The sequence below is a fragment of the Streptomyces sp. NPDC023157 genome (genome assembly GCF_055560575.1).
The window spans coordinates 408,706-422,429 of the sequence record NZ_JBVHIL010000007.1; the positions used below are offsets into that span (position 1 = coordinate 408,706).

General features: G+C 72.4%; 8 protein-coding genes. 1 reads left to right on the forward strand and 7 read right to left on the reverse strand.

The features are described 5' to 3' along the window. Positions 1-132: 132 nt before the first annotated feature. Positions 133-3,021, reverse strand: coding sequence for a vitamin B12-dependent ribonucleotide reductase (locus ACZ3ZE_RS26335; RefSeq protein ID WP_361177792.1), 2,889 nt, complete (start codon positions 3,019-3,021; stop codon positions 133-135). A 175-nt stretch (positions 3,022-3,196) separates the two neighbouring features. Beyond that, complete coding sequence (gene nrdR / locus ACZ3ZE_RS26340) at positions 3,197-3,706, reverse strand: transcriptional regulator NrdR (protein WP_361177790.1); 510 nt, start codon at positions 3,704-3,706, stop codon at positions 3,197-3,199. A gap of 509 nt (positions 3,707-4,215) precedes the next feature. On the opposite strand from nrdR, the gene lexA reads away from it, so the two are divergent. After that, positions 4,216-5,004 (forward strand): transcriptional repressor LexA, encoded by a 789-nt coding sequence (lexA, locus tag ACZ3ZE_RS26345; RefSeq protein ID WP_361177788.1) that lies wholly within the window; start codon positions 4,216-4,218, stop codon positions 5,002-5,004. A gap of 96 nt (positions 5,005-5,100) precedes the next feature. Here the strand turns inward: lexA and ACZ3ZE_RS26350 are convergent, their stop codons facing one another. The 5 genes from ACZ3ZE_RS26350 to ACZ3ZE_RS26370 all read right to left on the reverse strand — a co-directional run bounded on the left by ACZ3ZE_RS26350 (position 5,101) and on the right by ACZ3ZE_RS26370 (position 13,420). After that, a complete protein-coding gene (locus ACZ3ZE_RS26350; protein WP_467260938.1) occupies positions 5,101-7,083 on the reverse strand; it encodes an ATP-dependent DNA helicase in 1,983 nt (660 codons plus the stop codon). Positions 7,084-7,132: 49 nt separating this feature from the next. Continuing rightward, positions 7,133-8,953 (reverse strand): IucA/IucC family protein, encoded by a 1,821-nt coding sequence (locus ACZ3ZE_RS26355; RefSeq protein WP_361627731.1) that lies wholly within the window; start codon positions 8,951-8,953, stop codon positions 7,133-7,135. A gap of 59 nt (positions 8,954-9,012) precedes the next feature. Next, the gene (locus ACZ3ZE_RS26360) at positions 9,013-9,738 is read right to left on the reverse strand and encodes a GNAT family N-acetyltransferase (protein WP_363292208.1); all 726 of its coding nucleotides are present in this window, start codon (positions 9,736-9,738) and stop codon (positions 9,013-9,015) included. A gap of 92 nt (positions 9,739-9,830) precedes the next feature. Continuing rightward, the gene (locus ACZ3ZE_RS26365) at positions 9,831-11,606 is read right to left on the reverse strand and encodes an IucA/IucC family protein (protein WP_467260940.1); all 1,776 of its coding nucleotides are present in this window, start codon (positions 11,604-11,606) and stop codon (positions 9,831-9,833) included. Between the two features lie 491 nt (positions 11,607-12,097). Beyond that, positions 12,098-13,420 (reverse strand): diaminobutyrate--2-oxoglutarate transaminase family protein, encoded by a 1,323-nt coding sequence (locus tag ACZ3ZE_RS26370; RefSeq protein WP_467260969.1) that lies wholly within the window; start codon positions 13,418-13,420, stop codon positions 12,098-12,100. Positions 13,421-13,724: the final 304 nt, after the last annotated feature.

Consider the following 13,724-nt stretch of genomic DNA (forward strand, 5'->3'; position numbering starts at 1 on the left):
CGGTGGTCGGCACCCTCTCTCGGGCACTTCTCAAGCACTGCTCAAGCGGCTCAAGCACTGCTCAAGACTGCTCAAGCTGCTCAGCGACTGCTCACGCACGGCCCAGGCCTCGCCCGGGCACTCCGTGGACGGTCAGCTGCAGCCGCTGGTCGAGCCGCAGCCCTCGCAGATGTAGCACGAGCCGGCGCGCTGCATCTTCGTACCGCAGGAGAAGCAGAGCGGGGCGTCCGCGCTGATGCCCAGCTGCATCTCGACGAGCTCGGCGGAGGTGTGGACCTGCTTCGGCGCGGGCACCTCGGTGCGCACCGGGGCGACGACGGCCTGCGGCTCCAGGGCGCGGGGGGCGGACTGGGCCAGACCCTCGACGTCGACGTCGTCCTCGGACTGCTCGTACGAGCCGGTCTCCAGGTGACGCTGACGCTCCTCGGCGGAGTGGATGCCGAGCGCGGAGCGGGTCTCGAAGGGCAGGAAGTCCAGCGCCAGGCGGCGGAAGATGTAGTCGACGATCGACTGCGCCATCCGCACGTCCGGGTCGTCCGTCATGCCGGCCGGCTCGAAGCGCATGTTGGTGAACTTCGAGACGTACGTCTCCAGGGGGACGCCGTACTGCAGACCGACGGAGACGGCGATGGAGAAGGCGTCCATCATGCCGGCGAGCGTCGAGCCCTGCTTGGACATCTTCAGGAAGACCTCGCCGAGACCGTCGTCCGGGTAGGAGTTGGCGGTCATGTAGCCCTCGGCGCCACCCACGGTGAAGGAGGTGGTGATCCCCGGACGGCCCTTGGGGAGGCGCTTGCGCACCGGGCGGTACTCGACGACCTTCTCGACGGCCTCGCGGATCGTCGCCTCGGACTTCGCGGTGACCTCGGCCTTCTCCTCCTCCTTCTTCTTGGCGGAGAGGGGCTGGCCGACCTTGCAGTTGTCGCGGTAGATGGCGAGCGCCTTGACGCCCATCTTCCAGGCCTCGAAGTAGACCTCCTCGACGTCCTCGACCGTGGCCGTCTCCGGCAGGTTGACGGTCTTGGAGAGGGCGCCGGAGATCCACGGCTGGATGGCGGCCATCATGCGGACGTGGCCCATCGCGGAGATGGAACGCTCGCCCATGGCGCAGTCGAAGACCTCGTAGTGCTCGGTCTTCAGGCCGGGGGCGTCGATCACGTTGCCGTGCTCGGCGATGTGGGCGACGATCGCCTCGATCTGCTCCTCCTGGTAACCCAGGCGGCGCAGGGCCTGCGGGACGGTGCCGTTGACGATCTGCATCGAGCCGCCGCCGACCAGCTTCTTGAACTTGACCAGGGCGAGGTCGGGCTCGAGGCCGGTGGTGTCGCAGGACATCGCGAGACCGATGGTGCCGGTGGGGGCGATGACCGAGGCCTGCGCGTTGCGGAAGCCGTTCTTGGCGCCGAGGCGGATCACGTCCTGCCAGGCCTCCGTGGCGGCGGCCCAGATCGGCGAGTCGAGGTCGTCGAAGCGGACGGCCTTCGTGTTCTCGTCGGCGTGCTGCTGCATGACGCGCTGGTGCGGCTCGGCGTTGCGGGCGTAGCCGTCGTACGCGCCGACGACCGCGGCGAGCTCGGCGGAGCGCTTGTACGAGGTGCCGGTCATCAGCGAGCTGATGGCGCCGGCGAGGGCGCGGCCGCCGTCGGAGTCGTACGCGTGGCCGGTCGCCATCAGCAGGGCGCCGAGGTTGGCGTAGCCGATGCCGAGCTGGCGGAAGGCGCGGGTGTTCTCGCCGATCTTCTGGGTGGGGAAGTCGGCGAAGCAGATGGAGATGTCCATCGCGGTGATGACGAGCTCGACGACCTTGGCGAAGCGCTCGACGTCGAAGGACTGGCTGCCCTTGCCGTCGTCCTTGAGGAACTTCATGAGGTTCAGCGAGGCGAGGTTGCAGGACGTGTTGTCCAGGTGCATGTACTCGCTGCACGGGTTCGAGCCGTTGATGCGGCCGGACTCGGGGCAGGTGTGCCAGTGGTTGATCGTGTCGTCGTACTGGATGCCCGGGTCGGCACAGGCCCACGCGGCCTCGGCCATCTTGCGGAAGAGCGCCTTGGCGTCGACCTCCTCGATGACCTCGCCGGTCATCCGGGAGGTGAGGCCGAACTTCCCGCCGGACTCGACGGCCTTCATGAACGTGTCGTTCACGCGGACGGAGTTGTTGGCGTTCTGGTACTGGACGGACGTGATGTCGTCGCCGCCCAGGTCCATGTCGAAGCCCGCGTCACGGAGGGCGCGGATCTTCTCCTCCTCCTTGACCTTGGTCTCGATGAAGTTCTCGATGTCGGGGTGGTCGACATCGAGGATGACCATCTTGGCCGCGCGACGGGTCGCGCCGCCCGACTTGATCGTTCCCGCGGAGGCGTCGGCGCCGCGCATGAAGGAGACCGGGCCGGAGGCGTTGCCGCCGGAGGAGAGCAGCTCCTTGGAGGAGCGGATCCGGGAGAGGTTCAGGCCGGCGCCGGAGCCGCCCTTGAAGATCATGCCCTCTTCCTTGTACCAGTCGAGGATCGACTCCATGGAGTCGTCGACGGACAGGATGAAGCAGGCGGAGACCTGCTGGGGCTGCGGCGTGCCGACGTTGAACCACACCGGGGAGTTGAAGCTGAAGATCTGGTGCAGGAGGGCGTACGCCAGCTCGTGCTCGAAGATCTCGGCGTCGGCGGGCGAGGCGAAGTAGTCGTTCTCCTCGCCGGCCTTCGTGTAGGTCTTCACGATCCGGTCGATGAGCTGCTTGAGACCGGTCTCGCGCTGCGGGGTGCCGACGGCCCCGCGGAAGTACTTGCTGGTGACGATGTTGACCGCGTTCACCGACCAGAAGTCGGGGAACTCGACGCCACGCTGCTCGAAGTTGATCGAGCCGTCGCGCCAGTTGGTCATGACGACGTCACGGCGCTCCCAGCTCACCTCGTCGTACGGATGCACGCCGGGGGTGGTGTGGACGCGCTCGATACGCAGGCCCTTGCTCGCCGCCTTGGCTCCCTTGGTGCGGGAACCACGTGCCGGACCGCTCGCCGTCTCTGTCATGCCGCCTCCCATATACGGGCAAAACACGCTGGAGCGCCCGGAAAATTCCAGGGCTCCGCCTTCTGTACTCGTCTTGTGGTGCAGTTGCCACGAGCACCTGACGGTTCACTCGGGGCAGGTCTTTCCGGGCCGCGCGGCGGCCTCTCGCCGGACCGTCGCGGTCCGGCCCGCCGATCTAGTCGGCGGCGGTGGCGGGAACGGGGACCTCGGGGGTCGCTCCGGTCCCGCGCAGCTCAGCGGGAGGCCGCTCACGGAGTTCCGTGATGGCGGCCTCGAAGTCTTCGAGGCTGTTGAAGGCCTTGTAAACGGACGCGAAGCGCAGGTACGCGACGAGGTCGAGCTCCTGCAGCGGGCCGAGGATGGCCAGACCCACGTCGTGGGTGGTCAGCTCGGCGCTTCCGGTGGCGCGCACCGCCTCCTCGACCCGCTGGCCCAGCTTGGCGAGCGCGTCCTCGGTGACGGGCCGTCCCTGGCATGCCTTGCGGACGCCGGAGATGACCTTGGTGCGGCTGAAGGGTTCGGTGACTCCCGAACGCTTGACCACCATGAGCGAGCACGTCTCCACCGTCGTGAAACGGCGGGAGCAGTCGGGGCACTGGCGGCGGCGTCGGATCGACGTCCCGTCGTCGGTGGTGCGACTGTCGACGACTCGGCTGTCGGGGTGCCTGCAGAAGGGGCAGTGCATGTGTTTCCGACCCTCCCTCACGGCACGACTGAAAAGCCTCACCGGGCCGGTCAGGGCCCTCGAAGCGACCACCAGCATAGGTGATGTGGAGCCCCTCGGCAGACCGAGGACCACTAGCTATGGGTGGCTGATGGGATCCAACCACTAGATCTTGGGTTGGGCCGCGATTTCGACCCGATGCGCGTGTCGGCGTCCCCAACCGGCCACGAGGCTACGGGAAGGGCGCGGCTGCGCGGATTCCGGGGTCGCCGGTGCGACACTGGGAGGGCACCCCGCCGCTCGCGGCCCGGCGCTGAAGGTTACCGTAATGACCGAATTGAGACGTCGGTGACACCGGTGACACCGGTGACGGAGGGCCCCGGTCACGCCTGTGTGGACGCACATACACCCCCGTACGCGCACGCGTAAGGCGATCCGCGATTTTTCACTCGAACGTGTGTTTGGCGCAACCTTTCGAAAGCCACTACCGTTGTGCCAGCCAGGGAGACCATTCGAGAGGGGCCGCCGACGTGACCACCACCGCAGACAGTGCCACCATCACTGCCCAGGACCGCTCCCAGGGCCGACTCGAGCCGGTGCATGCGATGAATGACGCAGTCATGAACGGGGAGGAGCCCGGCCGACCCGCGCGCTCGCTCCCCGGACGACCTCCAGGCATCCGGGCCGACAGCTCCGGCCTCACCGACCGGCAGCGCCGGGTCATCGAGGTCATCCGCGACTCGGTCCAGCGTCGCGGCTACCCGCCGTCGATGCGCGAGATCGGACAGGCCGTGGGCCTGTCCAGCACCTCCTCCGTGGCACACCAGCTGATGGCCCTGGAGCGCAAGGGCTTCCTGCGCCGTGACCCGCACCGCCCCCGGGCGTACGAGGTGCGCGGCTCGGACCAGCCCAGCACGCAGCCGACGGACACCACCGGCAAGCCCGCCGCCTCCTACGTCCCCCTGGTCGGGCGTATCGCGGCGGGTGGCCCCATCCTGGCCGAGGAGTCCGTCGAGGACGTCTTCCCGCTCCCCCGGCAGCTCGTCGGCGACGGCGAGCTCTTCGTCCTCAAGGTCGTCGGTGACTCCATGATCGAGGCCGCCATCTGCGACGGGGACTGGGTCACGGTCCGCCGCCAGCCCGTCGCCGAGAACGGCGACATCGTGGCCGCCATGCTCGACGGCGAGGCCACGGTCAAGCGCTTCAAGCGCGAGGACGGGCACGTCTGGCTGCTCCCGCACAACGCGGCGTACCAGCCGATCCCCGGCGACGAGGCCACCATCCTCGGCAAGGTCGTCGCCGTGCTGCGACGGGTGTGACACCACCTCGTCGGCCCTGAACCGGGCCCCGGGACCTACTGCGCCGGTCCCGGGGCCCTGTCGTGTCTCCAGGGCCCGCCCCCTCCATGGGCGTGCCTACGCCTCCGCCGCGCCCGCCGCACTGGCCGCCGCGTCGATCGCCGCCAGCGACTTCCGCACCTGGTTGCGGTCGGTGGTGTACCAGAAGTCCGGCAGCGAGGCCTTCAGATAGCTGCCGTACCGGGCCGTCGCGAGGCGCGGGTCGAGGACCGCGACGACGCCCCGGTCCCCCGTGGCCCTGACCAGACGGCCGGCGCCCTGCGCCATGAGCAGCGCCGCGTGCGTCGCCGCGACCGCCATGAAGCCGTTGCCCCCGGCGTCCTCCACCGCCTTCTGCCGCGCGCTCATCAGCGGGTCGTCGGGGCGCGGGAAGGGGATCTTGTCCATCACGACGAGCTGGCAGCTCGCCCCCGGCACGTCGACGCCCTGCCACAGCGAGAGCGTGCCGAAGAGACAGGTCTTCGGGTCGGCCGCGAAGTTCTTGATCAGCTCGCCGAGGGTGTCCTCGCCCTGGAGCAGGATCGGCAGCTCGGGAATCCGGCTCCGCAGCTCCTCCGCCGCCTGCTGCGCGGCCCGCATCGAGGAGAAGAGGCCCAGCGTGCGCCCGCCTGCCGCCTGCATCAGCTCGGTCAGCTCGTCCAGCATGTCGCCGCGCTCGCCGTCCCGGGCGGGCCGGTTCAGGTGCTTGGCGACGTAGAGGATGCCCTGCTTCGGGTAGTCGAAGGGCGAGCCGACGTCGATGCCCTTCCAGACCGGCAGGTCGTCGCCTGTGGTGCCCTCGGGGGCGAGCCCGAGGGAGGCGCCGACCCCGTTGAAGTCGCCGCCCAGCTTGAGGGTGGCGGAGGTGAGGACCACCGACCGGTCGGCGAACAGCTTCTCCCGCAGCAGCCCCGAGACGGTGAGCGGGGCGACCCGCAGCGAGGCGCCGAAGCGGTCGTGCCGCTCGTACCAGACGACGTCGTACTCCGAGCCCTGCGTGATCCGCTCGGCGACCCCGTGGACGCTCTCCACGGACGCCATGGCCTGCTTGCGGACGGCGTCCTCGTCCTGCACCGCATGGTCGCGGGTGGTGCCGAGGGCCGTGATCACCGCGCGGGAGGCGTCGCGGAGCGCCATCAGCGCGTACGCCAGGTCCTCCGGGATCTCCTCGAGACGGCCCGGCAGGGCCAGCTCCATCACCCGCTCGAAGCCCTCGGCCGCGGTCTGCAGCTGGTCGGCGGTCTTCTCGTCGACCAGCTTCGCCGCCCGGCGCACCGCCCGGTTGACCTGACCGGGCGTGAGCTCGCCCGTGGCGACGCCGGTCACCCGGGAGACCAGCTCATGGGCCTCGTCCACGATCAGCACCTCGTGCTGCGGCAGCACCGGCGCGCCCTCGATGGCGTCGATGGCGAGCAGGGCGTGGTTGGTGACGACGACCTCGGCCAGCTTGGCCCGCTCACGGGCCGCCTCGGCGAAGCACTCCGGCCCGTACGCGCACTTGCTCGCGCCCAGGCACTCGCGCGAGGAGACCGAGACCTGTGCCCAGGCCCGGTCGGAGACGCCCGGCGTCAGGTCGTCCCGGTCACCGGACTCCGTCTCGTCGGACCAGTCCCGCAGCCGCAGCAGGTCCTGGCCCAGCTTGCTGGTGGGGGCGGCCGCCTCGAAGGGGTCGAAGAGGCCGTCCTCCTCGTCCTGCGGGACGCCCTCGTGCAGGCGGTGCAGGCACAGGTAGTTCGACCGGCCCTTGAGCATGGCGAACTCCGGGCGGCGGCGCAGCTGCGGGTGCAGGGCGTCGACGGTCCGCGGGAGGTCGCGCTCGACGAGCTGGCGCTGGAGGGCCAGCGTCGCCGTGGCGACGACCACCCGCTCCCCCTGCGCCAGGGCCGGTACGAGATAGCCGAGGGATTTACCGGTGCCGGTGCCGGCCTGCACGAGGAGGTGGGAACCGGTGTCGATGGCCTCGGTAACGGCCTCGGCCATGGTGACCTGGCCGGGGCGCTCCACACCGCCGACGGCGGCGACGGCGGCATGGAGGAGGTCGGGGAGGGATGGCTTCGTCATAGCGGTTCCAGCCTACGGGGCGGCACCGACAGCCGGTCCCTCCCCGTGATCACGCGAGGGGGTTCGGGACGGTGCCGTGGACGGCCGCGTGGGGGCGTTCGGGCCGGTCGCGGTAGCCGTCCAGGTGGAGCCGGTTGCGGTTGAGACAGAGGCGCTCGATCCGGGGGGCGAGGAGATCGAACAGCTCGAAGCGTTCCTTCAGCTCCGGGAAGCGCGCCTGGTAGCGCAGGATCTCGGCGCGCAGCAGGGTCCAGAACTCCTCCTCCGGCACGCCCAGTTGTTCCTCGTACAGGGGCGCGAGGTAGCGGAAGACGCCGACGAAGAGGCCCGAATGGATGAACTGGGTGAGGAAGTCGGGCTCCTCGGTGAGCAGGACGGCCCGTACGTCGTCCGGCATGGTGGCGTGCTCGGGCAGCGGGTGGGCACTGATGTTCACGTCGTCGACGAAGTCCTTGATCGCCAGGCGTACGGGCACGTCCTGGGCGTCGTAGACGACGATGGCGTTCTCGCCGTGCGGGGAGAAGACGGTGCCGTACCGGTAGAGGAAGTGCAGCAGCGGCGGCATCAGGGCGGCGAAGAGGCGCTGGAGCCAGGCGCGGGGGGCGAGCCCGGAGCGGTCGACGAGCTCGGCGACGAAGGCCCGGCCCTCGGGGTCGGTGTGCAGCAGCGCGGCCAGGGTGCGGGCGCGCTCGCCCGGCGGCAGGCGCAGGGGTTCGCGCCAGATCGCGCCCAGGAGCTCCTTGTACTGGTACGGCACTTCCGGCAGCCGGTCGTACAGCGGGTGCTCGACGGTGACGGAGGCGACCTCGCCGAGGAGGATCACGCCGCAGTCCTCGCGCAGGAAGGGGTCGGCGTCGCGCAGGCCGTGGACCCAGGAGGTGACGGCGGGGGCGGCGAGGGTGCGCTCGGTGGGCAGGCCGCGCCAGACCAGGGTGTTGAGGACGGACAGCGGCAGCTTGAGGGTGTGGCGGTCGGGGCGGCTGGTGTTGAGGAAGGTACGGATCGACTGCTGCGGCAGGCGCAGGTCGGCGTCCTCGGTGAGCGGCACCAGGGCCCCGGAGGCGATGGCCGGGGCGTACAGCGGGAGCAGGACCTCGTCCCACTGCCAGGGGTGGACCGGCAGGAGGAGGTAGCCGTCGGGGTCGAGGCCGCGGGCCCGCAGCGTGGCGTGGAAGCCCTCGCGGACCTCGGGGTCGAGCTCGCGGCTGTAGAGGAGCTCGGGGGTGTCGAGGCCGGCGACCCCCCGGTAGGCGGCGATCCGGCTGCTGACGGCGATCCACGGCAGGCGGGCCGCGCGGCGGGCCTCGGGGGCCCAGCGGGCGGCGTCGGTGGCGGAGAAACCGATGCGGCCCTTGTTGAGCACGAGCCAGGGGTGGCCGGTCTGGTGGCCTTCGAGTTCCGCGTAGCCGAGGTCGGCGAGGGCGGCGGCGGTGAGCGCGGTGTGGTCGAGCCGGACGTCGGCGGCGAGGGTGGTGGTGAGCTCGCGGATGAGGTGCCCGAGGGTGGCGCCGTCGAGGCCGAGCAGGCGCCGGGCGCGGACGAGGAAGTCCAGCGGGTCGGTGGCGGGCCTGCCGTCGACGGTGATCGAGCCGGGTGCGACGCGCCAGCCGCCGTAGGCGCCGCGGTGGGCGGTGAAGGCGAGTGTGCCGCCGTCGTCGAGGGTGAGGGTGTACGGGCTCGGCCGGCCGTCGTCCCCGCCTGGCCCGGCGGGCAGGGGTTCGATGATCTCCTCGTACGAGAACTCGGCGATGGCCTTGGCGAGCAGGCGGGCGGACGCCCGGCGCCAGGCGGCGGGGTTCAGTTCGGGCGGCCCGGAGAGGGCCGGCGGTGCGGGCTGTGCGGAGTCGTGAGGTGCAGGGGACGTCGACACGAGGACTCCTCGGGGTGGGCACCGCCGTGGGTGGGCGGTGGGTACGAGTCAGTGGCTGTTCACAGGAGATGGCGCAGAGCGCGGTCGCGGACCATGAGCGCGGCCTTCTTGTCGGAGAGTTCGACCTCGGCGGACAGGCGGAAGCCGGCGCCGAGGAAGGCCGCCACGGAGGGCGTGTTGCGCAGGTCTGGTTCGGCGAGGACCCGGGTGCACCGGGGCCGGTGGTCGAGGACGAGGTCGGCGACGGCGCGCAGCAGGGTGGTGCCGACCCCGCGGCCCCGGTCGGCGACGCCTCCGACGAGCAGGTGGATCCCGGTGTCGTGCGGGCGGGCCGGGTAGTACCGGGCGAGCGGGTCGAGGTCGGCCCGGTAGATCTCGAAGTAGCTCATCGGCGTGGCGTCGAGGACGCCGAGGCAGGGGACGCTGCGTCCGTCGCCGTCGAGTTGGGCGCGGATGTGGTCGGCGGTCACGTCCGGGGGGCCGGCGAGCTCCCAGAACGCGGCGACGGCGGGGTCGTTCATCCAGCGGGCGACGAGCGGCAGGTCGCGGTCGAGCCGTACGGGGACGAGCTGGAAGCGCCCCACGGGGGTGTCGGCCGGCCGCCAGTCGGCGAGCCCGTCGAGCAGGTCGCCGTCGGCGCTCCCGCGCGGCGGGTCGGCGGCGAGGAGCGCCACGAACTCCTCGGGCAGGTGCAGGTCCAGGGTGTCGTCGGCGCCCGGCTGGGTGCCGGTGCCGGGTGCGGGGCCTGCGGCCTCGGTGCCGGGGTGCGCTTCGGTGGGAGGCACGGGGCGCTCTCCTCTCGGCGGGACGGTGGAGGACGGGGTGGGACCGGTGGGACGGACGGGGCCCGGGGGTCCGGCGGGGCGGGCCGGGGGGGTCAGGCGCGCAGCGGGTTGGTGATGGCGACGTACACGGACTGGGTGTCGACCGGGCCGACCAGTTCGTCGAGGCCGTGCAGGCGGGTGAGGAGGTTGGCCTTGCAGCGCAAGGTCGCGGCCTCCAGGAGCCGGTGCGGGAGCGGGGAGCCGAGACTGGTCGCGCCGGTGAGGAACTGGCGCAGGGCGGCGAGCAGGACGCGCTCGTCGGCGAGCCGCTGCGCGCCGAAGGCGCCGATCAGGCCGAAGAGGTTGTTGATGCCGAGGTAGTACGCGAAGCGCTCGTCGGTGACCTGGTCGGAGACGAAGGTGTCGCTGGCCTTGCCGATGCCGGGGAGCCGGCTTTCGAGCTCGTCGCGGCGGGACTCGCGGAAGTAGTAGCCCTGGTTGTCGCGGTAGCGGCCGCCGACGGGCCAGCCCTCGGGGTCGAGGAGGACCAGGGTGTTCTGCTGGTGGGCCTCCAGGGCGACGCCGGCCTGGCCGTCGAGCCAGAGCAGGGGACGGACCACGAGGTCGAGGTAGCGCAGGAACCACTCGGCGGCGACAGCGGTGGTGGGGCGCCCGGTGCGGACGGCGAGCCGGCTCACGACCTCGGCGAGGCGCGAGCTCATACGGGCGGAGCCGGGCCGCGGTCGCGGTGAGGTGAGGGCGGCGAGGCAGACGGCGTCGTCGCCCGCGGCGAAGGGGTTGTGCCGGATCATGACGTCGAGTCCGGGGACGGCCTCGCCCTCGGGGCTGTCGACCCCGAGCCAGGCCGGGTCGCGGACGATGTCGAAGCCCGGGTGGGCGGACTGCCACTCGTCGACCAGGCCGGTGCGCAGCAGCCGGTGCACCTCGACACCACGGTGGAGTTCCTTGCGCAGGTTCTCGCGGCGGGAGTTGGTGATCCGCACGCCGAGGGAGAGCTTCAGCATGGCGCGGGCGCCGGGGCGGTGCACCGTACGGACGGAGGACGTCGGGTGCCAGGGGGCGCCGTGGGCGCCGAGGTCGTGGAGGAGGCCCGCGTCGAGGAGGGCGGCGACGGCGGGGCGGTGCCGGAGTTCGCGGGCCTGCCACGGGTGGAGCGGCAGGGCGGCGGTGCCGGGGGGCAGGTCGAGGCCCTCGGCGAGGGTGGCGGTGAGCTGGGCGGCGGCGACGGGGCGACCTTGTTCGGTCCAGGCCGAGTCGGTGGCGAGGAGGCGCTGGTCGACGCCCATCCAGTGGAGGGGGAAGGAGCCGTGCGACTCGGGTGAGTAGAGCCGGGCCTCGGCCTCGGAGAGCCCTTCCCGGCTCTTGGGGGTGGGGTGGAGCGGGTGGCCGAGCAGGAGGGACTGCTCGGCGGTGAGGAACAGGTCGGCCGCGGGGTGCGGCAGCGGGTCGCTGCGCCGTTCGGCGATGAAGTCGGCGGTGCGGCGGGCGGAGTCGGCGACACGGCCGACGAGTTCGGTGCCCTCGGGGCGGCCGGTCTCGCGGCTGAGCAGCGCGGCGACGGTGACGGCGTCGACGGGCGGCGCGGTGGCCGGGAGACCTTCGAGGGCGGGGGCACCGAAGCGGTGCCAGCCGGTGGGCGACCAGTAGCGGACGGGGACGAGGAGGGCGGTGCCGGAGGCGTCGAGGGGGATGCGGAGGGTGCCGGTGGCGGTGCCCGTGCCCGTGCCCGTGGCGGGGGCCGGGAGGTTCCTCTCACGGACCCAGCAGCGCAGCAGGTTCTCGACGGCGGCCTGGTCGGCGGCCCGCCGGGGGTCGGGGTCGTCCAGGGGGTCCGAAGTGTCGACGGACTCGACGGACTCGTCGGGCACGGCTGTTCCGGTGGCCCCGGCGGGCACGGCCGAACCGGCGAACCCGATGGATCCGGCAGACCCACCGGACCCACCGGACCCACCCGACCCACCGGACCCGGCGAACCCGGCGGACCCACCGGCCCCAGCGGGCACCGTGGACCCGGCGGACCACTCATCCACAGCGGCCCCGGAAGCCACGCACGGCGAGGAGGCAGCGGAAGCCACACAAGGAGAGGAGGCCGCGGAAGCCACGGACGGCGAGAAGCCCCAGCCCTGCGCCCCCACCGGTGCCCCGGCATGGGCGCCCCCGGTCGGGCCCGGGTACTGGCGCGGGACGGTGGGCTCGGCGGTGAGCGGGGCGCTCGGGACGCCGGCGGGCTCGGAGGCGAAGGTGGGATTCACGGAGGCTTCCTTGAGAGCGGGGCCGGGGGAGGCGGCAGGGCGGGTCGGTCCGGGGCCGGGGAAGGCCGCCGGGCCGGTCGGTCCGGGGCCTGTGGGGGTGCCCGGGTTCAGCGGGGCGGCCCGGACGGGCGGGCCCGGTGGGCCCGTTCGGCGGCGGCCAGGGCGTCGGCGAAGCGGTCGAGGACGGCGGCGGCCTGCTCGTCGGTGAGGGTGAGCGGGGGCAGCAGCCGGACGACCGCGTTGTGACGGCCGCCGAGTTCGACGATGAGGCCACGGTCGAGGCACTGGCGCTGGACCTCGGTGGCGAGCACCGGGTCCGGCGGCGGGGCGAGGTCGTCGGGGTGCTCGGTCTCGGGATCGACGAGCTCGACGCCGATCATCAGGCCGCGGCCCCGGACGTCGCCGATGCAGGGGTGGGCGGCGGCGAGGCCCTGGAGCTGTCCGAGCATGCGGGCGCCGAGGGTGCCGGCGCGGGTGGCGAGCCCGTTCTCGCGGACGTACGCGAGGGTGGCGGCGCCGGCGGCCATGGCGAGCTGGTTGCCGCGGAAGGTGCCGGCGTGGGCGCCGGGCTCCCAGGCGTCGAGCCCGGAGCGGTAGACGACGACGGCGAGCGGGAGGGAGCCGCCGATGGCCTTGGAGAGGACCATCACGTCGGGGACGACGCCGCTGTGCTCGACGGCCCAGAAGGTGCCGGTGCGGCCGACGCCCGTCTGGACCTCGTCGGCGATGAGCGGGATGGAGCGGGCGGCGGTGAGCTCTCGCATGCGGCGCAGCCAGCTGTCGGGGGCGGGGATGACGCCGCCCTCGCCCTGGACGGGTTCGAGGATCATCCCGGCGGGTGCGGGGATGCCGCTCTTGGGGTCGTCGAGCGCGGTCTCCGTCCAGCGGGCGGCGAGGTGGGCGCCGCGCTCGCCGCCGACGCCGAAGGGGCAGCGGTAGTCCTGCGGGTAGGGCAGCCGGGCGACGCGGACGTCGGTGGCGCCGCCGGAGACGGCGAGGGCGCCGGCGGTCATGCCGTGGTAGGCGCCGCTGAAGGCGAGCACGCCGTCGCGGCCGGTGGCGGTGCGGACGAGTTTGAGGGCGGCCTCGACGGCGTCGGTGCCGGCCGGCCCGCAGAACTGGATCCGGGCGTCGTCGGCGAGACCGGCCGGGAGCGTGGCGAAGAGCTCGGTGGTGAAGGCGTCCTTGACGGGCGTGGCCAGGTCCAGGACGTGCAGCGGGGCGCCCGAGTCGAGGACCTTGCGGATGGCTTCGAGGACGACGGGGTGGTTGTGGCCGAGCGCCAGGGTGCCGGCACCGGAGAGGCAGTCCAGGTAGCGGCGCCCGTCGGCGCCCTCGATGGTGAGTCCCCGGGCGCGCACGGGGACGATCGGCAGGGAGCGCGCGTAGGTGCGCGCCGCGGACTCGCGCTGTGCCTGGCGGCGCAGGATGCCCTCGTGGGCGCTCGCTTCACCGGGCGCGCGCGGCTCGCCCCGGGATGCGTCCGGGTGGTCGCAGCGGGCCCCGCCGCCGGTCGCGTCCCGGAGGGCGTCGCAGGTCCGCTCGGCCGGCGTCACGGCCGGAGCTGGTTCGGTCACGGCCACGGCTCGGAGTCCTCCCGCTGTAACAGTTACATTGCACATCGGTACGTTGCAGGGCTGCGCGAAGGGGCGTCCCGGACAGCGCCGTTGTGTCCCCCGTACGTACCAACGACGGGGCCTGCCGGGGATCACGGGCGGAGGCCAAGATCCTTGG